This window comes from Paenibacillus sp. D9 (assembly GCF_001188365.1).
Classification (GTDB): Bacteria; Bacillota; Bacilli; order Paenibacillales; family Paenibacillaceae; genus Paenibacillus_O; species Paenibacillus_O humicus.
In genome coordinates this window covers 5,539,065-5,560,169 of sequence record NZ_JZEJ01000001.1, presented here as the reverse complement: position 1 = coordinate 5,560,169, position 21,105 = coordinate 5,539,065, and the positions used below count along the sequence as shown (strand labels likewise).

Genomic DNA, 21,105 nt, shown 5'->3' with positions numbered 1-21,105 from the left:
TCCTATATAACTTTTGGTCTAAATTTAAACGTTACGGAGCAGTTCAGGTTGGTTCCGCCTATCAGTACGTTCGAGACTCCAGGAGGAAGAACCACGAAAGTACCAGACGTATTCCCAAGCACATTCGCGGTCCCGATTCTAGCTGTATAGGTCGATCCATCTATTAGCAATGGCGTCGCTCCAGCGAAATTTGCAAAATATGAAAACGTGCGGCCATTGACTGTTAAGGTTAGCGTACTGAAGCTTCCAGACACTTCAATAACCGGAGAAACCTCAATAACTCCGAAATTGTCCACCTTCACAAGGGTTGGTGCGGCCACGGTGAATTTGTAAGGCATTGCATCAATAGTAATATCGCTGTCTACTGAAACCTCGCTATCCACTGTGATACTCGCCAGATCAAATCGAAAAGTAGCAAATGGATCAGATGCCATCAATTTGAGCGTATATTTTCCGAGGCCGCTAGATCGATCCATAGGCAGGTCGCCAGTCAACCGCACAAAATAGGACCAATCCGGTTCGGTATCAAGAATCAGTTCCAGGGTTCGAGGCCTGCCGGTTGCGTCAAGAAGGTGCCGGGACAAGTTCCTTACTGCCTGTTGCAGGAGATAGGCATTCCGACAGTTAAACGCACAATCCAGCTCAAACAAGCGCGGAGCTAAATCCGATCCGAAATCATACTCTCCGTGCCGTCCAGGTATGACGATGGTTCGATTCCGCTGCTCCGGAATTGCTTCGCGCTGGGAAGAACGTAGCAAAATAACTCCGAGCTCCCGAGCCGTCTTGCCACCAAGGGTGAAGCCTCCGTTGCCCATTAGCCCCGCCCCCTTGTCTGCCGCTTGATAAGACTGCCTAGCGGCCCGGATACCGCTTCAGCAACTTTCCGACCGTCCAGATACAAAGGCACGCGCAGTTCGACGCCGTCTAAATCAGATAGCGAGAACCCTCCCGAAGAAGCAGATGCCGCTCCCATTGCTGCCCCACCTGAGAAAGAAGGAGTTGCCGCCGGGTACATGGCCGGAATCGCTGCCGCTGCCATATTGGCTGCTTGCCGAGTGATGCCCGACAATGACGCTTGCATGCCGGCCGCAAGCCCCGCTCCAGTAAACTGGCCGATTTCCATCATAACCCTAGATGGACTTTTAATTTGCAATGCCTTGCGGATGGTCTGGCTGACCGCATTGGCAATCTCCTGTGCCTTGCTCATAAGCGGTCCCTGCATCGACGCAAGACCATCCAGAAGCCCCTGCATAGCCTGCTTGCCGATCGTCGGCATATCAGCTTTCATCGCATTGAATTCACCAGCAGTTCCGCTCCGGATGGCCTTTACCTTCTCGTCAAATGCCTTCCGAACTTCTTCCATTTTGACCGAGGCATCGGTCTTGAGTTGTGCAACCTTCTGGATAGTATCCGTCCGCATACCTTCGAGCTCCGAAACAGCTTCGGATCGAGCCAGCGCGTTCTTGGTCTGCCACAACATGACGTACTGCTGGAGTTGCTCGTCGGTCAACGTGTTGAGAGCAGCAAGCTCCGGCGCCGCTTTAGGACCCAGTTCCTGCAGCTGCTTCAGCAGCTCTGCATTGATGCCTCGCTGGGACAGTGCCGCGAGATTCCCCTGCCACTGCACCATTGCCATGACTTGGCCCTGCAGGTTATCCAGCAGCTCTTGCCCGGACGCCTTGGCTTCGGTGTTCACCTGGTCGAAGATACCGGCAAATCCAAGAATGGAATTGGTTCGCTGCTCGACAGCAGAGGCATATTCGCTGTTCAGCCGCTGCTCTTCCGCAATGATATTGTCGTTGATTGCTTTCGTACTCTGGAGGAAAGATTCATTGGCGGCGAGCAGCTGCGTGTAAATCTCTTGCCGCACACGGCCCGCTTCTTTCTCTGCCTGAGCGCGCTGGTCAGTCCCAACCTTGTATCGAGCCTGCACCCGTTCCCAGGCGGCAAGCTCATCTGCCAGAGACAGCTTGTTATTTTGGATGTATTGCTGGGACTTGTCGTAGCTGTCCTTATCCATTTGCTGGCGGATCCGGTTGATTTCCTTATCCGCAGCCAGCCGCTCCTTGCTTCCCTGTGTATAGCGTGCCTGCAGCTTCTGCCATGCAGCCAATTCCTGCGCAAGCGAGAGCTCGTTGGCTTGCTTTTTGCTCTCGATATAAGTCTTCGAGGTGTCGAATTGCGCTTTGGCTGCAGCTGCCAGGTCCTTTGTCATCTTGTCGCTCGCAGCTTTGATCGCGAGATTGACCTTCTGGACCTGATCGCCCGTCTTGGCATACTGGCTCTTCACGGTGTTCAATGCAGCGACGTAACCTGTTGTATCGAGTTCACCCATCTTGAACTTATACTGTGCATTTTTCATCGCCGTGCTGAAGTTGTCCTTGATGGCCTTGGCTGCTGCGGCAGCTTGCTTTTTCGCTGCTGCCTCGACCTCTTTCTGCGACTTGGTCAGGCCATTCGCAAGACCTTGACCAGCGTAAACGCCGATTTTTTCAGTCTCTCTGGAGGGAGAATGGATGTCCAAAATCTTGCGTAGACCACCGGTGATGGCATTGCCGATGTCCTTTACCTTATCACCGATTTTGCCGATGACGGACCCAATCCCTTTGATCAGACCCTCAATGATGTTGATGCCCAGCTGCAGCATCTCACCAGGCAGATCGCGCAACCATTTCAGTGCTGCAGTGAAGCCCTTGACGATGCCGTCGCCGATATCCGATGCTACTTTTCCGATTGCTGTCAGAGCTTTCGAGACGCCAGCAGATATGGCATCCCATGCAGCCAGCGTAAGCGTTCGGATCCCATTCCATATCCCCTCAAGATAGCCCTTGAGCGCTGACAATGCTCCGCTGAAGACGTTACTGATGCCCTTCCAGATCATTCCGAACGCGTCCTTCAACCCATTCCAGATTGCGATCGCATCCGTTCGTAGCGATTCAAAGTCACCGGTGACCAGGTCAATCAGCAGCAGCAGCGCTCCAGCAAATATGGTTTTGATCGCTTTCCACAAGCCCGTGAAATAGAGCTTGATCCCCTCCCACATTTGCATCAGTCCATCTTTCATCCCATTCCAGACACCCATTGCCGCTGCGATGAATGGGCGGAGAATGGTCATGATGCCATCCACGGCGGCCTTCCATCCTGCTGAGGCTGCTGACTTAATGGATGACCATGTAGACGCAAGGAAGGCGGAAAGTTGGGACCATGTTTTCGTAAACCAGGCGGATACATCCGTCCATAGGGTTGAGAAGAACGCCTTGATTGGCTCCCAATTCTTGTAGACAAGGATCGCGCCGGCCGCTAGGGCCGCTATCGCCGCGACGGCAATGCCTACCGGCGCCGCAATTGCTGCGATGACAGGAACCATTACCGTGAAGCCGGCAATAATTGCAGGCAGCATACCGATCAGAATCAGCAAAGGGCCCACGATCAAAGCGATGCCAGCTGCCACAACAGCGCCAATCGCAATAGTGGACTGCATGGCCGGCGAGAGCTTGTTGAACCCATCGACGACCTTATCCACGACCTCTGCAATCGTCCGGATCGCCGGCAGCAGCGCGTTACCGATGCTAATCTGAGCCGTCTCAATGGAGCCGTTCATGTTCTCGATGGCGCCTTTTAAGGTGTCCATCCGCTGTGCAGCCACGTCCGCTGCCGTTACTTCGTTCATCGCCTTGCCCATTTCCTGGAGGCCCTTTGCACCTTCTTTGTAAAGAATGTTGCCAGCGCGGATTGCATCGGTGCCGAAAATCGTCTGCAAGGCCATCTGACGCTGCGCATCCGTCAGGCCGGCCATGCTGGTTTGCAGCAACCCCGCAATTTCATCCATGCCTTTAATCGATCCACTCGCATCATAGAAAGCTGACTGGACGAGTCCGTTCGCGTCTGCCATTTTCTTTGCTTCTTTGAAATACTTTCCGCTAACTGTCTTGGCTCCATCGAGATTTGCCAAGTACGTTGCAAGAGACTTGATGACATCGTCTGCCGAATCGCCAACCGGCTTGATGCCGTGCTTCGCCATAAAGTCCATTGCCTTTTGCGTGTTGATAACCATGAGGCCCAGATCATTCATCTGATTGTAGGCTGCATCCGTATGAGGCTGCAGGTTGAGCAACATGGTTTTAAGAGAGGTTCCCGCATCGCTGCCTTTCAGGCCGTTTTGAGCGAACACCGCAAGAGCCGTGGCTGTATCTTCAAACGACAATCCCACCCCGGAGGCTACTGCAGAAACTGCCGATAGTCCAAACTTCAATTCTTTCACATCGGTCGCTGATGCATTAGCCGCTCCAGCCAGCAAATCGGCTGCACGAATAACGTCGATGTTGTCGGCTTTAAAGGCATTGAGTGCTGTCGAAGCAATTTCTGCAGCATCACCCAACTCCAACTCGCCGGCTGTCGCCAAGTTAAGTGCGCCCGCCAGTCCACCCTTCATGATGTCCTGGGCTGAGACGCCTGCCTTGACCAATTCCTCGATACCCTTGGCAGCTTCTGTTGCGCTGTACTTGGTATCTGAGCCCATCTGAATAGCCAACACAGAAAGCTGGTCACCGAACTCCGTGACTTCATCCGGACTCATGACTGACTTGACGTCCGCCATGCCCTGCTCAAAGTCCGCCGCTTTATTTACCGCAAGACCGAGTCCTGCAGCAATCACCGCACCTGCAGCTGTGATGGCCGTTCCAGCCCGTTTAAAGCCATCAGACATAGTACCTACGGAGCTGCGCGCTTGATCCATGGATTCATTCCATGCCTTCCCCAGCGCTCCTACCTTTTGCTGCTGGTCGTTTAGCTCCTTGGTCGTGGATTTCAGCTCGTTCTCGAGTCGATTGCAATCTGCCTGTGCCTTGTTCAGCTGCGTAGCAAGTTTCTGTGTCGCGACAGCATCGGCACCTTTCTCTGCTACGGATTTCTGAAAGGCAGCATTCAGATTGTTCACCCGCTGCTGCTGCAGTTGGATTTGCTGGTTCAAGGACGAAGCTTTTGCACGGAGCTGCTCCTCTTGGCTACCGTAGCCGGAAAGGGCGGATGATGCTTTATCGAACTCACTCTCGACGAGCTTCATTTGCCGGTTGATCTCTGCCATGGATTTGTTTAGTCCAGTGTCATCAAACGATATTCGGGCGACCAGATCGCCGACTTCGATATCTGCCATTTAACGTTTCACCTCCTGCGCTATAGGAAGCCGACCTGGTCAATCGGCGTAATCTGCTGCTGCCTGCTGCCGCCCGAAGTGCCATGCCGAAGCATGCGGAAATAAAAAAGGATGTCCATGCCGTCAATTTCCGGCAGTGACATCCCTTTGTCGTTGAAAAGTGTCCAGTACATGTCGAGGATGGCCCGCTCTGGGTCAGCATCCTCCTCGCTTAGTTTGGGTCCGTATCTGCACCGATCGCTTCGTTTGCATGACCCACGACAGCCTGGATGCAGCGCGTCATCGTCGGGATGACTTGATTTGCTGCTACGCCGTCATAGAACTGGTCCCGGTCGAATTTGCTGCCGAACAACTCAACGATGTAATCGACGATGGTATCCAACGAGCTTTCGCTGATGGTCGTCTTGCCGTCCTCCTGTTGCTTAAAGAGCTTCTGCATCTCGACCGTTCGACGGAACATCCGCGCACTGATGAAGTCCTGTACAACCGTCTTTTCCGTCCCGTCTTCTTGGCGCAGCTTGATTTCGATCATGAATAACTCCTCCTTGGATTGGTTGATTCATACAAAAATAGGCGGCTCCATGAAGGAGCCGCCTACACTGTAAATGTTCGGTTATACTACCGGCGTTCCGTCATAGACTTTGGTGAACCAGGAGGAGATTATTCCAACCGGAACATCGGTGCCATCGGAGTCTACCTTGGCACGCCATTGACCATCTTCACGCGGCATGAACGTACCGGTGATCTTAGGCGTTTGGAAACTTGCGGAATCTTCCTTCGTAGCGAATTCATCCTCTGGCAGACCGAACTTACCCTTGTACAGCCAGTAGTGCCGGTAAGCGCCATTGGTCTTCCGGCTTCGCCAGCCAACCGCCACGAACGGAGCATTGTCCGTACTTTTGTCTACGACGACACCGTTGGCATCAATCGTCGCACCGGTAAGAGCTGCATAGTCTTCGGTAGGGATATCCCTAACTTCGAGCTCCAGTTCAATACCGCCGAGGCTCGTAGCCACTTCGACCAAGCGGTCATCAGCGTACAGAGATTCCGTGTTCGTCTCTGGGCTCACCGTCGCTGTTCGAACATCCTTGAGTGCCTTGGGCGTCCCATAGGTTTCAGTTCCGTCCGCCGCAGTCGTGATAATGGCATAGTGGAGCATGTCCAAGCCGATTCGAGTACCTTTGCCCGTTCCTTTTGCCACATTCATTCCTCCTCAAAATACGCACGATAGCGCATGGCTTTATGAAAAATACCGCCGTCCTCATACAGATCGGCGGCGCCGGACCTGGTATAACCCAGCCCCTTCATTATGCGATCGACCTCGCCAGCGATCGCCGACGTGCTCCCTTTGTGCCACACATCCACCTGGACCAATACGTCAGCGGCATAAGCCGTGTCATCAGCAAAAGCGCTGGAGAAGTTCTCGATCTCAAAGAATGTGATGCGTGGGAACTCGTCTGCAACCGGAGCAGCGAGCTGATAGATTCGCCTCCCCTTCAACAATGCCACCAATTCAGAATCGCTAGACAGAGCGGCATTCAACTCCACCTTGATGTCGGTTTTCATCGCTGAGCCAGCCCCTTTCTTAGCTCATCAGCCAAAATCTGAAGGGCTTCTCGTTTCTTGGCATGGTACGCTGGGGCGATGTATGGTGTGGCCGGCTGCCTGCTCGTCCCGAACTCGGGAAAGTGAGCCCGCCAGCTGACCTTTTTGTCAGGCCCGATTAGGACGTACTTCGTCCCTTCCTTCCGCCGAACGTTGCTGACTTGGATGTGATCCTTCAGGTGAAGGTTTGTGTCCCTAGCTGACTTCGGTGCCCGCTGCCGCATATCCGCGGCCATAACCTCACCCGCTGCCCTCAGTGCCTTACTCTCGACGCGCGCCGCTGCTCGTTCTGTTCTTTGCCGCAGGGCTGCCAGAATCTGATCTGTCCCTTCAAGTCGAAATGATCTATCAGCCACCGGAAACAGCCTCCTTGCACATCAGACGGGTCTGGCTGCGATCACCGAACGGATCGTCCATAACTGCAATGATGTCGAGGATCCGCTCGCCGTCCTTCACGCGCATACTCGGCTTGATGTCGTGCCGGCGCCGGATCTCGTATCGCACCGTGTTCTCGGCATTGACGGCTGCCGCGGCGAAGTATTCCCGGCCGTTCAGAGCGCGCTCAGCGGCCCAGATCGTCAAGAAGTCCTCCCATCCTACAATGGGAATCCCCTCGGCGTCCGTTCCGCCCGCTCCTTCGCGCTGAATCGTGATGCGTCGGTTCAGCTTAGCCGGGTTCATACTTCTTCATTGGGGGTCTCGTCAAGCTTCTTCAGCGCCTCGGCGGCCGCATCCTTACCGCGGACCTTGTCGCCATTGGGCAGTTTGAAGTAGCCGCCGCCGACGTGCTCCAGGCGCTCGTCAAGCTCTTCCTCGACCGTTGCGATGTGAAGGAAGCCGAGTTCCTGCAGTTCCTTGGCGCGGGCGCCGTCTGCCGTTGAGAACGTAGAATCGACCTGGTGCAGCTTCTGAGTGTGCTTATCGACGAATGCTTCCTTGACTTTGTACTCTTGGTACATGCTTATCATCCTTTCTGAATGGAGTTATTGAATCGGCGCAAAAGACTTGAGCTGCCAGATCATACTGGTCAACGAAGGGTCTGCCTTCACGTCCGGCCCCTTGTTTTCATGCTGGACGGATACGAAACGCATGATGGCCAGCTTATACAGCGCGCTGGTTTGCTCCGGTACGCCGGCATTGAACAGATAGTCTTTTGCCGCCGCAAGCAAAAGAGCGAGGTTTGAATCATCCTCGCTCCCGTCAACGCGCAGGTATCCTTTCAGTTCTTCGAGCGTAGGCATCATTCGCCCCGCCTCCCGTCCTAGACTTGCGGTACGACCTTTGCGATACGGAAGGCCGACTTGAGCAGCAGCTGCATGTCGAACCAAGCCGTCAGAACGAACAGGTAATCTCCGGTTTTGACATCCTTGTCCGTGTCATAGACCAGTTGGCCGTCATAGTTCAGGCGAGCGTAGTTGAAGTCACCGACGATCGGATCCACGGCCGAATCGGAGAAAATGACCGGCTTGCCGAGCACGCGCTCAGCCGGCGCATCGTAATACGAGCCGTTCGGGCCGCTCAGCGTCTCGATGATGTCGGAGTAGTCCGAGTAGGTCATGACGATCTTCGCGTTCTCGCGGTAGTCTTCCGGCAGCGCGGCGATAGCCGCTTTGATCGCCTTATACTTGGTCGTGCCGTTGACCACGGTCACGCCGTTCTGCGTCGAGTAGAAGCTCATGTGCTCCTCTCCCGTTTTCGGAGCCGTCGCGAAGGAGACTTTCTTTTCCTTGGCGGCAAGGCCAGAACGGAGAGCGTTTTCGACGTAGTTGACCAGATCGACGTCAGATCCGAGCATCACCGTGTCAGAAATGGCGGCAAACACCTTGAATTTGTTGCGGCCGAAGGTGACTTTGTCACCCGTCAGCTCCAGTTCCTTCGCCGTGCCGGCATCCGTGATGAAGTCGTCGTCATCCAGGCGGTACGCGATCTTTGGCAGTTCGAGACCTTTGATGTTCGACGTGCCGACGATGTCGCGCAGGGGGTTCTTGACGAACGGTTCGGAGATCAGCTCGTTGCTCAGCGTGGTGGGCAGGAACTTATCGCCGCCGGTCGTATGCGGCGCCGGGAGAGCACGCAGCACGTTCTTGATGTCGTCGGATACCGGGCGGCCTTCAATCGAAGCCCGGATAAACTCCGCTTTGGCCGCGATCAGTTGGGCTTTAGGGTCCGCAGAAGAGCTGATTTTGCCTTTCCCGCTGTCCAGAGCGGCCTTTTGCTCCGCTTCGATCTGGTCATGTTGCTCTTTCAGGACGTTGAAGCGCTCCTGCAGTTCGCCCTTCTTGGTGCGCAGGTTTTGCACGTCCGCGATCGGAGCCGTTGGGTCCGCAGCCTTCGCCGAGATGTCTTGCTCCGTGCTTTTCAGTTGCTCGCCGACCATTTGCAGCGCCATCTTCAGTTCATACAATTTCATTCGTTAACCCTCCCAGGGCAAAGTTTATAGTGGCAATACTATGTTCAGCTTCAGCGACGAGTTGAGCACGGAACTTACGTTCCTCTTCACTCATTTCGGGCTGTTTGGGGGCCATTTTGGCTACAAAATCGGGCATTTTGCTGTATTTTGCTCGCCATTCTTCGTCGATGCAGGCAGCAACCTCTTTCGCCTCCCCTACGACGTCACATAGGCCGAGATCGTAGCACTCCTGAGCGGTGAGCCAGGTCTCATCGTTGAGCATCGCGACGAGACGCTCGCGATCGAGCTTGTCGCCTGCCTTGCCCATGTAAGCCTCAATGAGAGTTTCCTCGATTTTGTCCATGTCGTCGGCAGCTTTCCGGAAGTCATTGGCATTGCCTACCACGCCATTCCAAGGCTTATGAATCATCATGGATGCGTTGAGCGGCATGTAAATGGTGTCGCAGGCCATCGGAATAACCGATGAAATACTGGCCGCAAGACCATCGATATGTGCAATTTTGTTTGCCGGATGACGTTTCAGGATGCTATGGATCGCCTGTCCCTGGAATACGGACCCTCCCGGGGAGTTGATGTACAGGTTCAACGTCTTAATGGCGCCGAGCGCCTTCAAGTCGTCGTTGAAACTGGCGGCCGTTACGTCCGGATCATTGTCATCCCATTTGTAGGAAGTGACTGCCCCGTAGATGTACAACTCCCCGATTTCGGCACTATTGGCGGCGTTTTTGAACTCCCAGAACCGCTTTTTGGCGTTTTTCACTCTTTTTTCACCCCCCTTCGCTGTTCAATTGGCGTATCGATCGGGTACAGGTCGCCGCTGATCATGAGCTTGTCCCCTGCCGGCTCCGGCGGGTATTCCAGCAACGCTCGAGCCTCGTTCGGCTTGTAGAGACCAGTCCGGATGCCCATCGTCAGGGCCTCGATCTGCGTCTTCATGTCTCCACGCAAAAAAGCGCCAAGATTGAACTTGAAACCAAGTCCGCTCTGGCGCTCTTTAGGGGTGAGTAATTTTCGATTGAATTCCTGTTCGTACTGCCTGACAATCGGCAACAGCGTACCTTGTACGAACTCCAAGGACATCTGCTCCATGCTGCTGAAGCTAACACCAGCCGTCTCCCCGACCATGTGCAGCGGCAGATTCAACACCATGGCCACCCGCGCCTTTGTCACCTTCTCGATCTCGAACACCTTCGTATCCAGGAACGTCCGGGTGATTGGATTAATCTCCATGCCCGTTTCTTGGATCAGTACGCCGCCGTTTTCCTTGAAGAACTGCTTGAAGTTGTCCAAAATCTCCTTGCGCTTTCCCTCGCTCAAATTCGCCTGCATCTTGAGGATGAACGATGCCGTCGTCGACATATCCATCTGGTTGATACTGAACTGCCGGACCGTCGTATCGAACTCCATCGTGTTCTTCAGCACATCGATTGGGCTGATTCCTTTGTAGCCGACCCCATGAATATGCTTGACGTGGATGATGTCCTGATTGTGGACGTAATACCGGCGAGCGTCACCGTCGATTTGGTACCACAGCTCCAGCGTATCCTGCTCAATGACCGGCTCCACCTTGGACGGATCCAGAATGACCAACGCTTCCACCTCGAAGCGCAATCCGTACTTCTTGATTGCATAGGCGTTGCCATCGCTGTTCCGGAAAACTTCCATTGTCCGGATGAAATCGAACGAGGTCATGTTCCCGTTTGGTTCATTTGCGATCAGATCTCCGATCGCCGCATTGACTGGCTTGAAGTCCTTGTAGAGCTTCAGCGGCAGCGTGCCCATGGCGTTTGAAAGCCGGGAAATGGCTGCGAAAATCGTCTCGTTCGTCGCCAATGCCTGCTCTTTTCGCCACTGGATCAGCCGGCCATCCCGGAACCAGCGGGTGAAGTCAGACTTGGATGACGATGTAGCCGCCGCGGCGCGTGCTCCGATGCTGCCGATTGCCCCGCGGACTCGATTCCAGAATCCCAATGTTTATCACCTCCCCATCAGGTCCTTGGCCGAAAGGACCGTTATATTCCCCGACGGCGCCGGGATCGTGAGCTGCTTCATAACCTCGACATGGGCATTCAGCCAGGCTGCAAATCCGTCAATCTTGCGATAACGGCCCTGCTTGGTCGGCATCCAGTTCCCGTTCCGGTCATCGACCAGCTTGACATTGTTCAGGTACCAGCGTAGCAGCTTGTTCTTGTTGAATATGCATTTGCCGTCGAGCAGCATCTCCTTCAGATCCTTCAGCGCCGGCGACAGCGTGATATGACCTTGCCTTACAACCTCCATCAGGAAGCCACGCGCCCGCAGATCCTCTACCAGTCGGTAGGCATTGGCCGGGTCATAGTTGATCTGCTGGACGCTGTAGAGTGCAGCCTGCTGGACGAACCAGTCGAAAACCAGTTTGTAGTCGACGTGGGAGCCCTTGCAGATCGTCAGCAAGCCCTCTTCCTGCCATTCGGCAAAAGGGATGCCCTCATTGTCCGCTTCGACCTTCTTGCGCGGTACCCAGGAGTGAGAGAGTACGAAGACATCTCCGTTGTCGAGCGGGAACTCCAGACAGGCCGACGTGAAGTCCTCCGTCTGCGAAAGGTCAAAACTGCCGATTGCCGGGCGTCCGCGCAGTTCATGCAGGTGGTCCATGACTCGATCATTCTTCTTGATCGTGTCGAAGTCGATGAAGGACTGCTCGTCGGATTGCACGAACCGATTCAGACGCTTCGTAATGAAGTCGTTCCGCTCCGCTGGCACATGCTTGCGGCTCTCCCACTCTTCGAGCATCGTCTCAAGCTTGAGCGTCACGCCGAGGCTCGGGTTGGCCTTAATCCACTTGGAGGTGTCCTCCGGGTCATCCTCGGGGTCGAGCTCAGCCATGAAGTAAAATGACCGCTCGTCCGCAATGACGCCCTCCAGCACGTCCGCAGCCTTGTCATAGTAGTCCATGAGAGGACCGTCGAGCTGGTAGCCTGCCGTCGTGATGTATAGGATAAGCGGCTGTGATCGGGCGCCAGTGGAGTTCTTGATGACGTTGATGAGCTTGTAGGTCTTGTACTCATGAATCTCGTCGAAGACAGCGAAGCTGGCATTCTTACCGTCGAGCTTCTTGGAGTCGGTCGCCAGCGGCATGATTTTGGATCCGGTCCGCTCGAACCTGATTTCATGGAGCGTTTCCTGAAAATGCCGGTCGAGAAGCGTCGAGGCTTTGACCATCGCTTTGCACTCGTCGAACAGCTCCCGCGCCTGTTCTTTGGAGTTGGCCAGCTGGAAGACTCTTGCGCCCTTCTCCCCGTCCTTGGAGGACGCAAAGAGAGACAAACCGGAGATTTTCGTCGTCTTTCCGTTCTTTCGGCCAACAAAAATAAGCCCCTCGCGGAAGCGACGGAGCCCGTTATCTTTATGGATCCAGCCATACAGAGAACCGATGACGAAGTGTTGCCACGGCTGCAGCGTAAGGCGGTCAAAGTCGCCCTGTGACGGCTTGCAGAACCGCTCGATGTAGGCGATTGGGCGATAACCCTTATCCTCGTCGAAGATGTAAGGGAAGGCCTTGGTACCTTGACGCTTCAAGTCTCTTAGGTGCCGCTGGCAGGCGAGGAACACTTTCTTCGATGCGATGATTGCATGCGAGGTGACGCCAATTGCGTAGGCATTGGTCTGGAGCTGCTTAGAAGCGCTCAAACTCATCACCCTTGCCGCCTTCGTCGTCATCGCTAGCTCCAGGCAGCGTGCCGGCGACCTTCCTGTCCGAGGCAGGGGTAAGCTTCAGCTCAGCCTGCAGCTTACGCTGCTGTTCGACGATTTTCAGGATCTTGTCGACCGATTTGTTGTCCCGGTACATCTCTTGGCTGCCGTTCTTAAAGAACTCGACCGCTCCGCGCTTCTTCACGTCCGCGATGGAGTCTTGCTTCATTTGTTCGAGCAGCACCATGTTGTCGACGATGATGATCGTCCGCTCGCTCAAGTTATTGTCGATTCGCAGCTCCTCAACGAGCGTCCAGAACAAATCCTTGGCGACCTTCCTCGTAATCACCGGTTTCGGCTTATACATCTTATCCCCCCCTCACATGCAATTTTTGGTCCGCGCCGAAAACGAATGGCCCACGCCGGTCCCAGCCGCCCCGACCCCTTCAAATTTCAGGGAGGGGGTGTCATTTTTCGACACCACTCGACATTTTCAAGAAATCGACGAAACCGCGGCCATCATCGAAGGCCCATCCCATGGCACCTATTGCAGGTGACCATCCGCGCTTCGAAGAGGATCATCTCGTAAACGCGTCCTCGTCCCTTGCATCTTTTGCATAGTCGCTTCAATGCGTAATGCGTCCGATTGTTCTTCATCCAGCACCCCCTCGTTCAAAGAAGGAGCAATGACATTCCTTCATCCCCCAGCCTTTCATTCCTTTTGCACCTGGCTCACAGTCCAAGCAGCGAAGGCAGCGCGTGTAATGTTCGCCTCATGACCAACATACCCTTGGCTCGTAGCAGCCGTCACTCGGTACCTGATGCAGTCCTTCACCTTGCCGTCAGTCAGCGGCTTGCAGTGTTCTCCTTCATCGATGACCTCGCGCTCTTGATACCAGGCGCTGGGCTTGCCTTTCTTGTTCTCCGGCTTGTTCGCATACGTGCCGCCCTTCTTGATCTCGGTCGCTTTCATATGTGGTTCTCCTCCATGTGGATAAAAATGTGAATAACAGAAAAGGCCACTCTGCAATGAGAGTGACCTGTAGAACTCGTATTCGGTTGGATCGGCAGCTGTTCATTCCCCTTCAACTGCCCTGCGGGGTTGGACTTGTAGAGCCGAGACCTAAGTTAGTTAGGCGCCTGACGCTTCGCTCGCGCCTCGCTGCGCTCTTAAAAGAAGCACGTATCTAGTAAGTACGAGGTAAGAAGGCCCAAGACCAGTTTACGGATTTGAATGAAATTTACACAACTTCATCGCGTCCTCAGAAAGCCCATGAATCATGGAGTTTTCTTGGTATATCTCTTGAATCCTTGACCTCATGTAGGTTCTTAAAAAACCTACCATTTCAAATTCATTTCTATAGGAAAATCTGGGTGTATTTTAAATATCTTCTTCACTTCCCTTAAATGTTTATTAACCATTTCTGCTGCAAACTTATTTGCATCTTTCTCGGCAGGATCATCTTTATACTCTTGCGATAGAGGGTCTAAGGTACTTTTCCCGTCTTGGTATAATCCATTGCAGTGTTGCCAAACATGCCTTATTTCATGGAAAAAAATGAATGCTTTTGTTACTTCAAGTCTGACTCTCTCTTTTTCGTTTTTTGGTTCCCCCTCGTATAAATTGAAATGAAACAATTTAACTAACCGATTTTGATCTAAAGTGATGCCACAAACACCATTAAGAATATCTTCATAATTCTCCGAAGCCATGTCAGGCTTGTTGATTCGTTCCTTTATCAGTCTTTCCTTGTCCTCATAAATATCAACAGTATATTTGAGCTTTGAATATTCAGGAGGTAGCAGATTAACTAATTTTTCAATAAGCTTTCTTTGTTCTTTGGAAGCCGTGCCTCTCACTTTCATTTTCTAACGCCCCCTTACAAACTACAAGAATTATAGGGGAATTATGGCACTGAAATCTACCACCTCTGCTGATTTGCCTTCTCTTTGACCACCGCAGCCCGCCTCTGCCGATTCGGCTCATGCTTCTTGCCGGCGCCCTTCTCGGTGTGCTCCTTGTTATGGCATGCCGGACAGATGCTCTCCAAGTTGTCCGTTTCCAGAGCAAGCTCGGGATGCGTCTCAAGCGGCTTGATATGATGGACCGTGTTGGCCGACGTCAGCTTCTCCTTCCGCAGGCAAATTTGACAGAGATAATGGTCTCGGATCAATACGACCTCCCGACAGCGAAGCCAGGCTGCCGTCTTATAAAACGGATTGACCGGCTTGGTGTATCGGCTACCCATCCTCAATCACTCTACGAAGATTCTTGCATCCGCGCTTTCAGCGCATCCATCTCTGCACTGATGACCGGCTGAATGGTCAGAATCCTCCCGTGTATCCCTTCGCGTTTCTGAATGTCCTTCGTCTTGTGGAACCTTTCCCACAACCGAGCAACAGAAGCTTGCCTTTCTCGAATCGACCGATCCGTGTAATGCGTCGGGTATTCCCGAGAACAATTAGGGCAGGTGAAGTAATGGAGATCAACACCATCACCGTTCGGGAGCCGCCGATGCTGCAACTGAATCTCAAGTGACCATTCACAAGAATCACATTTGACGTTCATTCCAGCCTCGTCCCCTTTCTGCGTTCCTTGCGAATCCTCGGATGCGGATCATGAGCATGACCAGCATGTCGCATCAACCAGTTCCAGAACTTCTTCATGACTATCTCCTTCCGGTTTTTGGGAGTGAAAAAAAAGCACCCCTTTAAGGGTGCAAATTATTAAACAAATGGAATTCGTGAACGAATCAACCTACACTGTGATCGTTTATTTTGATCCAAGAACATTCTTATGGATTTTTCTGTGTGATGAGGCGAAAGAGTTGGACCGTAATATATAAATCGGATCGGGAGAGTATTTGTATATAATCCAGTTCTTTCATATAGTTTCAATTCAACATAGGGAATCATTTTTTGCTGATTTACTCTAAACTTTATGTCATCCTTTTTATCATCAAAATGACTTTTGAAATAAATTACTCTCCATTCATGCTCTTCATTAAAAGCGTTATCTTTAAATAAACAAATGGTACTTTTAATCAAAGCCTCAAAAGCTTTATAAAAATATGAATTTATCTGTGAAAGTTCCTCTTCTGATGTCGGTGGTATTGCTAAATACTTTTTTGTTATCGCGTCGATTTTATTAGTTAGAATTGAAATTTGTTGATCTTTACTATATATAACCTTCCCAAATCGAACTCCTTCTGGAGGAAAATTAAATAAATTATCAACTTCAAATCCTATTGAAAATCCCCCACCATTTGAGTAACCTCGCCATTGGCTCAATAAGTCTCCGCTCTCACAAAAGCTAATCAGATACGTGTCTGTACTGGTTTGAGTAAAATCAAAGTTCTCGGACATGTACCATTCCAAAATTCGATCTAAATTTATATTTCCTGTATTTAAAAACCGTTCAAACAAAACTTGCCTCAACAATTTTATTCCGTATATCATTTCAGTTGGATCATTTAAAAAGGAGTAATGTGTAGCCCATAGCGAGTTGGAATTAATTATACCTTGGAGGCCTTCAACAGAAGTGTAATGAAATAAATGTTTTGGTACTTCTTCCGGAAACATTGATACACCAAGCTTTAAACTAATTTCCTGCTCATCCATAAATCCATATTTATTATCAATGTCCCTTAACCTCATGCACTCTACCCCCCTTTAGTTTAAGGTTGTTCAACACCAAGTTCGTTTCTCCTTCTTTGCTACAAATATTGTCAAAAGGTAGAGGAATGCCGATCTTTTCTGTAGAATGTTGTCAGCAGGAGGGATTAACTTGAACGCCCCAAAGAACAAGATACTCAAACTCCCGTGTCCGTCTGGATGCACGGCGAGCTGCTGGACTACGGTGGCATCATCCAGATGGTTGATCCGGTCCGCGTAAAGATCGACGACATGTACTACATGCGCGGTGTGTGCGAGTTCCGGATACGATAAGAGCCCGCGGGATCATCTCCCCGGGCTCTTGCTCATATGACGATCATATGATGAAGCTCACGAATTCCGGTGACCGCAGCATGCCGGACTTGTACCAGTTTCTAAACCGCACCCGAGCCTTGATCATAGGCTCCAGGTAAACGATCCCCTTACGCTCCCCGGTCACCAGCTGCTGTGCGATCCGATAAAACGCCTTGCGATGGGCTGCCGGCACCGCCAACTCAACGACTCCGACCGGACGGCCCTCATGAGAGACTAGCCAGCCGAACTCATCGCGCCGGTATCCGGTGATGGCGACCTCGGCGTATTCGTAGTTGATCACCTTGATCCAGTCTTTGCTGCGCTCTCCGACGTACCGGCTGCTTTTCAGCTTGCCGACGATTCCTTCGAGCTTCATCGCTTCGATATGCCGGAAGAGGTTAGTTCCTTTGCCGTCGACCGACATGACCTTCGAGAAGTACGGCGTATTGGTCAGCACCTGATCGAGCAGCCGCTTGCGCTCCATGAGCGGCCTGCTCCGAACGTCCTGGCCGTTGAGCTGCAGGATGTCGAAGACGTAGAAGTGAACTGGCAGCCGCGCCATACCCTCCTGGATCCGTTCCGGCCGGGTCAACCTGAATCGCTCCATGACCGTTTCGAACTCGATCTGTCCGGTCGCCGGGTTGAGGTAAGCAACCTCGCCGTCCAGGACGATGTCATCCGCGCTGACGGGTACGCTGTGCAGCTCGGGGTATCGGTCGGTCACATCGTTGCCATGACGGGTGTGCAGCCGTACAGCGCCACTTGAGAGCGTCAGGAGCAAGCGGTGTCCGTCGATCTTTGGTTCGAACAGGTATCGGTCATCGTCCCACGGATCTTCACGCTTGCTCAGCAGCATTGCCTGCGGTGCCTTCACGGCTGCACCTCCCTTCATTGGTCTGTTATGCCGATTCTACCACTCGGCCGATGGGATGCCTGCAAGTAAATTCAGGCAAGAAAAAAGAGCCCGGAATCGGGCCCCTATTTGTCGGCAAGTAGCTCCTTGAGGCTATCGCCGTACTCGGCGATCAGCGCTCTAATTTTACGTTCTGCGTCCTCTTTCTCCAGCGTCAGGCTGCCTGTTATGGATCGGCACCTATAGGGCACGATGATGACCCCTCGCTCGGCTCTTGGACGCTGGACATGGATGCTGAGTACCCCAAGTTCCTTTCGTGTGTCTGCCAGCCTCTTGCGCGTCCAGAGCGACATACCACCGACGCAGTAGCCATAGAGCCTGTTAAGGATGTTTCTACGCGCGTCCAGCTGCTCATATGCCTCTTCATACCTCGCCGGCATCATCTCCAAGATCGCGACCTGCTCGATCATATCCAGCTCTTTTTCCGTCGGCGCTGGGTCCGGCCATTTCATCCCCATAAAATCACCTCATGGAGAGTATTATATGACGAACACCCGTTCTTATTCCAGTTGAAAATATTGACGGTCACCCTCAGCCAAGCAGCCGATCTGCTCAGCAGCTTGGGTAAGAGTACGACTTGTCAGGTCGCATCTGTATCGGATTCACTATTTGCTTCAGGCGTTTCATTTTCACGGATGATTCTTCTTGGCGAGTATTCCGGAATGTTTTGCCACACATGAGTACCCCTCAGTTGACTAACAATTCGTTGAGCGTGCAGGGCGAACATTTCAAGCTCATCAACCGAGAGCAAAATGTGTTGGCTTTCTTCTGTTTCAGTATCTTCGACTTCCAAGAAAAACATTTGGTCGTAATAAGGGTTTTCCTCAAAATGCTTTGGGCCATTTGCGCTATTCAAACTCAACTGGAGCTTGGATCCGTCTTCTTTCTCGATGGTGATTCCGAAATATCCGGTGGTTGTCGTAGTCAGCATGACATCGTTAAAATCAAGATTCTTTTTCGACATTTCATGACCCCCTGAATTTGATTGAGGTCAATATTCGATGTTTTAAGGTCGACTCCTGCTTAATTAAGGGTGCGACGATTACTGACGCTCGTCGCTAGCGCCTGCGATCCGAGCCTTTGCCGATGCAGTCTCGGCTGTGTGGGGTCATAGGCAGGTCCGGAGTAATAGCGAATAGGGATAGCGAATGAGCGGGAGCCCGGGCATGATCCGGGGCCCGCCGGCCGTAGCCAACAGCATCCAATATCCCGCATGAAGTATGTACGCTGATTGGTTATTGGAATGGGCTCAGCGCACGAAGCCCGCAAAACTAAGCAGAGGCTGATTTTGAGGAAGCAGCATGCTTCTTTTCTATCCGGCATCAGGGCGAGGGAACAGACAGCTTCGGGATACCCTCAGGTTTCGTCGCCCACCATACACCGCCGCGGATGCCTCAACTTTTGCTCGAGGTTTTCCCCGCAGCAGCAAACCTGCTTCACTGTAGCCGGATCAGTTTTTTGCGTGGCCATGGGCCATTCTCCCATGGATTGCAGCTCCCTATTGCCCACTAGTTTTTTGGGAGGACTAGCACCTGCTTCGAAACTTATACCCGCGAGCTGCGGCGTACTGAACACAAGGGCAATAGTCGCGTCTCTCTTCCGCCACCACGCATGTATGTGATGCACCGCGGATCGCTATAGGTCCGGGAATGGAACCCGGCACATGTTCGGCGGGGGCGCGGCGCTTGTCACCGATAAAAAGCAGACGCCCGAGAATGGCTCCAAACAGGCGTTCTTAGTTTGACCCCTTCCAAGGAGAGGGGCAAAGGGCTGGAACGCGAATTTGGGCCGTTCTCGGCCGTCTGAGAAAGCATTGCGCCTGATGGCTAGACCCACAAGCGTTTGAAGCAGCGATCACGAGAGGAGCTTTGCACCGGAATGTAAAAAGCCGACCACATTGGGCCGGCTGTCGGGTTAGAGCGTTCACGCTCCGTCGGTGTCTCTCTCGATATCTCGCATAATAAATATATCATAGGGTAAAACCTAATGACTTATAGTTTTCCCACAACTTTTTCATAATTTTTCACTAATAAACCCATAGTACATTATTTCAAATTTATCATCTGCTCGAGGCCGATGGCCGCATCAGATTGCATATGCGGAAGCAAGTGTGAATATGTTTCAAGCGTAAGCGTAATAGTCGAATGTCCGAGGCGCTCCGAAACAACTTTAGGATGTACCCCTTGCTTCAGCAGGATAGAGGCATGTGCATGGCGGAGATCGTGGAAGCGAAGCTCTGGCTCATCCTCTTTTTTGTATAGCTCCTGTATTCTCTTCCAAGAAGAACGGATTCGATTCTGCAGGGCTGCAGTACCCTTTGAGCTACACACGACGAGATCCCTGTCCTGGTATTCCCCCTTGAGCTCAGCCTTTTCAATATCGACTTTCTGCCGCTGTTCTTTCAGGGTTTCGACCACTTGAGGAGATATGGCGATTACGCGCCGGCTCTTATTCGTCTTCAAGCTCGAAAACTCGTTGGTGTCCTCCAGCATATTTCTTTGGACCAATATTAAACCACGGTCGAAGTCAATGTCTGCCCATTGCAAGCCACAGATTTCTCCGATCCGCATCCCTGTCATTACCGCAAGGTAAGCAGCAATCCAGTATCGAGAGAAATCTTTCGAGTCCTTCAACATTTGCTGAAGAGCATCGGTCTCCATGAGCGGCCTTTCTTTCCTTGTCACCTTCGGCTTTTCTACTCGACCAGCCACGTTCCGAATCAGAATGTCCTTTTTCACAGCAGCATTAAGGGCGGCATGGACAACCGCGTAGTTTCGCTTGACCATTTCGTCCCCAAGCCCCTTCTCACGCATTGCTTCCAGCAACTCTTCAATGTGGGAAGGGGTTAGCTTTGAAATTGGGATATGACCGATCACGGGGTTAATGTGAGATTTGAAATATTTTGAGTACATCTTCAACGTATTGAAGGCTAAGTTATTGCGGCTTTTAAGCCACTTAATGTAATACTCACCAAAAGTCATTTTAGAGGGCTCGATATATTCATCTTTGCTGAGCTCTGTAATAAGGGCTGCTCGAGCCTTCTTAGCCTCGCCTCTTGTTCGGAAGCCTCGTCTGGTCACCCTTTTCCCGTTTACCATGACCTGAAACCAAAACGGATTAGACTTCGCCTCTGTATTCTCGTAAATATAATCCTTCGGCTTTGCCCCGCTCTTCTCTGATGCCATACAATCCCTCCTCCGCTGCTCATGAAGAGATTATATTGCATTAAAAGAGAAATTGCATCAATTTTGCATCAAATACAAAATAAACGTTGATATATAAGGGTTGTTAGATGTGTATCGGAGCCTTTGAAGGGCACCGATCACAAAAACAAATTTCTGCTGACTCACCGGGAACGCGAAGTATTCGAACTACTGGTCCAGG

23 protein-coding genes and 1 pseudogene are annotated in these 21,105 nt (G+C 52.2%); 1 reads left to right on the top strand and 23 read right to left on the bottom strand.

What is annotated here, in order from left to right:
* Nucleotides 1-2: 2 nt before the first annotated feature.
* The 23 genes from VE23_RS24825 to VE23_RS24720 form a co-directional block, all read right to left on the bottom strand.
* Entirely contained in the window at nucleotides 3-815 is an 813-nt protein-coding gene (locus VE23_RS24825; RefSeq protein WP_049869534.1) for a distal tail protein Dit, read from the bottom strand.
* Complete coding sequence (locus tag VE23_RS24820) at nucleotides 815-5,152, bottom strand: phage tail tape measure protein (RefSeq protein ID WP_049869533.1); 4,338 nt, start codon at nucleotides 5,150-5,152, stop codon at nucleotides 815-817. The genes VE23_RS24825 and VE23_RS24820 overlap by 1 nt, the downstream gene beginning before the upstream one ends.
* 20 nt (nucleotides 5,153-5,172) lie before the next feature.
* Entirely contained in the window at nucleotides 5,173-5,325 is a 153-nt protein-coding gene (locus VE23_RS26800; protein ID WP_157054050.1) for a hypothetical protein, read from the bottom strand.
* A 38-nt stretch (nucleotides 5,326-5,363) separates the two neighbouring features.
* A complete protein-coding gene (gene gpG, locus VE23_RS24815; RefSeq protein ID WP_069202530.1) occupies nucleotides 5,364-5,684 on the bottom strand; it encodes a phage tail assembly chaperone G in 321 nt (106 codons plus the stop codon).
* 81 nt (nucleotides 5,685-5,765) lie between these two features.
* Nucleotides 5,766-6,353 carry a major tail protein gene (locus VE23_RS24810; RefSeq protein WP_049869532.1) on the bottom strand — a complete coding sequence of 196 codons (588 nt, stop codon included), beginning with the start codon at nucleotides 6,351-6,353 and terminating at the stop codon, nucleotides 5,766-5,768.
* A 2-nt stretch (nucleotides 6,354-6,355) separates the two neighbouring features.
* A complete protein-coding gene (gp17, locus tag VE23_RS24805; protein WP_049869530.1) occupies nucleotides 6,356-6,718 on the bottom strand; it encodes a tail completion protein gp17 in 363 nt (120 codons plus the stop codon).
* Complete coding sequence (locus tag VE23_RS24800) at nucleotides 6,715-7,113, bottom strand: HK97-gp10 family putative phage morphogenesis protein (protein WP_049869529.1); 399 nt, start codon at nucleotides 7,111-7,113, stop codon at nucleotides 6,715-6,717. The genes gp17 and VE23_RS24800 overlap by 4 nt, the downstream gene beginning before the upstream one ends.
* Nucleotides 7,106-7,438 (bottom strand): phage head closure protein, encoded by a 333-nt coding sequence (locus tag VE23_RS24795; protein ID WP_049869527.1) that lies wholly within the window; start codon nucleotides 7,436-7,438, stop codon nucleotides 7,106-7,108. The genes VE23_RS24800 and VE23_RS24795 overlap by 8 nt, the downstream gene beginning before the upstream one ends.
* The gene (locus tag VE23_RS24790; RefSeq protein WP_049869526.1) at nucleotides 7,435-7,716 is read right to left on the bottom strand and encodes a hypothetical protein; all 282 of its coding nucleotides are present in this window, start codon (nucleotides 7,714-7,716) and stop codon (nucleotides 7,435-7,437) included. Before VE23_RS24790 ends, VE23_RS24795 begins: the two co-directional genes overlap by 4 nt.
* Before the next feature lie 24 nt (nucleotides 7,717-7,740).
* Nucleotides 7,741-8,001 (bottom strand): head-tail connector protein, encoded by a 261-nt coding sequence (locus VE23_RS24785; protein WP_049869525.1) that lies wholly within the window; start codon nucleotides 7,999-8,001, stop codon nucleotides 7,741-7,743.
* Nucleotides 8,002-8,018: 17 nt separating this feature from the next.
* Nucleotides 8,019-9,167 carry a phage major capsid protein gene (locus VE23_RS24780; protein WP_049869523.1) on the bottom strand — a complete coding sequence of 383 codons (1,149 nt, stop codon included), beginning with the start codon at nucleotides 9,165-9,167 and terminating at the stop codon, nucleotides 8,019-8,021.
* Complete coding sequence (locus VE23_RS24775) at nucleotides 9,154-9,927, bottom strand: head maturation protease, ClpP-related (RefSeq protein WP_049869521.1); 774 nt, start codon at nucleotides 9,925-9,927, stop codon at nucleotides 9,154-9,156. Before VE23_RS24775 ends, VE23_RS24780 begins: the two co-directional genes overlap by 14 nt.
* Nucleotides 9,924-11,138, bottom strand: a complete 1,215-nt coding sequence (locus tag VE23_RS24770) for a phage portal protein (protein ID WP_069202528.1) — start codon at nucleotides 11,136-11,138, stop codon at nucleotides 9,924-9,926. The genes VE23_RS24775 and VE23_RS24770 overlap by 4 nt, the downstream gene beginning before the upstream one ends.
* A gap of 6 nt (nucleotides 11,139-11,144) precedes the next feature.
* Complete coding sequence (locus VE23_RS24765; protein WP_157054049.1) at nucleotides 11,145-12,842, bottom strand: terminase large subunit; 1,698 nt, start codon at nucleotides 12,840-12,842, stop codon at nucleotides 11,145-11,147.
* Nucleotides 12,823-13,206 (bottom strand): P27 family phage terminase small subunit, encoded by a 384-nt coding sequence (locus tag VE23_RS24760; protein WP_049869518.1) that lies wholly within the window; start codon nucleotides 13,204-13,206, stop codon nucleotides 12,823-12,825. The genes VE23_RS24765 and VE23_RS24760 overlap by 20 nt, the downstream gene beginning before the upstream one ends.
* A gap of 345 nt (nucleotides 13,207-13,551) precedes the next feature.
* Nucleotides 13,552-13,812: a hypothetical protein gene (locus VE23_RS24755; RefSeq protein WP_049869517.1), complete on the bottom strand. Its 261-nt coding sequence runs from the start codon at nucleotides 13,810-13,812 to the stop codon at nucleotides 13,552-13,554.
* Nucleotides 13,813-14,177: 365 nt separating this feature from the next.
* Nucleotides 14,178-14,705: an ImmA/IrrE family metallo-endopeptidase gene (locus VE23_RS24750; protein WP_049869515.1), complete on the bottom strand. Its 528-nt coding sequence runs from the start codon at nucleotides 14,703-14,705 to the stop codon at nucleotides 14,178-14,180.
* A 56-nt stretch (nucleotides 14,706-14,761) separates the two neighbouring features.
* Complete coding sequence (locus tag VE23_RS24745) at nucleotides 14,762-15,013, bottom strand: HNH endonuclease signature motif containing protein (protein ID WP_232317039.1); 252 nt, start codon at nucleotides 15,011-15,013, stop codon at nucleotides 14,762-14,764.
* A gap of 553 nt (nucleotides 15,014-15,566) precedes the next feature.
* Nucleotides 15,567-16,496 carry a DUF2971 domain-containing protein gene (locus VE23_RS26205; protein WP_084781662.1) on the bottom strand — a complete coding sequence of 310 codons (930 nt, stop codon included), beginning with the start codon at nucleotides 16,494-16,496 and terminating at the stop codon, nucleotides 15,567-15,569.
* A 334-nt stretch (nucleotides 16,497-16,830) separates the two neighbouring features.
* Nucleotides 16,831-17,682 (bottom strand): ATP-dependent DNA ligase, encoded by an 852-nt coding sequence (locus VE23_RS24735; RefSeq protein WP_232317038.1) that lies wholly within the window; start codon nucleotides 17,680-17,682, stop codon nucleotides 16,831-16,833.
* Between the two features lie 104 nt (nucleotides 17,683-17,786).
* Nucleotides 17,787-18,179 (bottom strand): hypothetical protein, encoded by a 393-nt coding sequence (locus tag VE23_RS24730; protein WP_049869511.1) that lies wholly within the window; start codon nucleotides 18,177-18,179, stop codon nucleotides 17,787-17,789.
* Nucleotides 18,180-18,301: 122 nt separating this feature from the next.
* Nucleotides 18,302-18,685 (bottom strand): hypothetical protein, encoded by a 384-nt coding sequence (locus tag VE23_RS24725; protein WP_049869509.1) that lies wholly within the window; start codon nucleotides 18,683-18,685, stop codon nucleotides 18,302-18,304.
* A gap of 1,081 nt (nucleotides 18,686-19,766) precedes the next feature.
* Nucleotides 19,767-20,906: a tyrosine-type recombinase/integrase gene (locus VE23_RS24720; protein ID WP_049869507.1), complete on the bottom strand. Its 1,140-nt coding sequence runs from the start codon at nucleotides 20,904-20,906 to the stop codon at nucleotides 19,767-19,769.
* Between the two features lie 123 nt (nucleotides 20,907-21,029).
* On the opposite strand from VE23_RS24720, the pseudogene VE23_RS27790 reads away from it, so the two are divergent.
* A pseudogene (locus VE23_RS27790) lies at nucleotides 21,030-21,105 on the top strand (helix-turn-helix domain-containing protein); the annotation flags it as partial.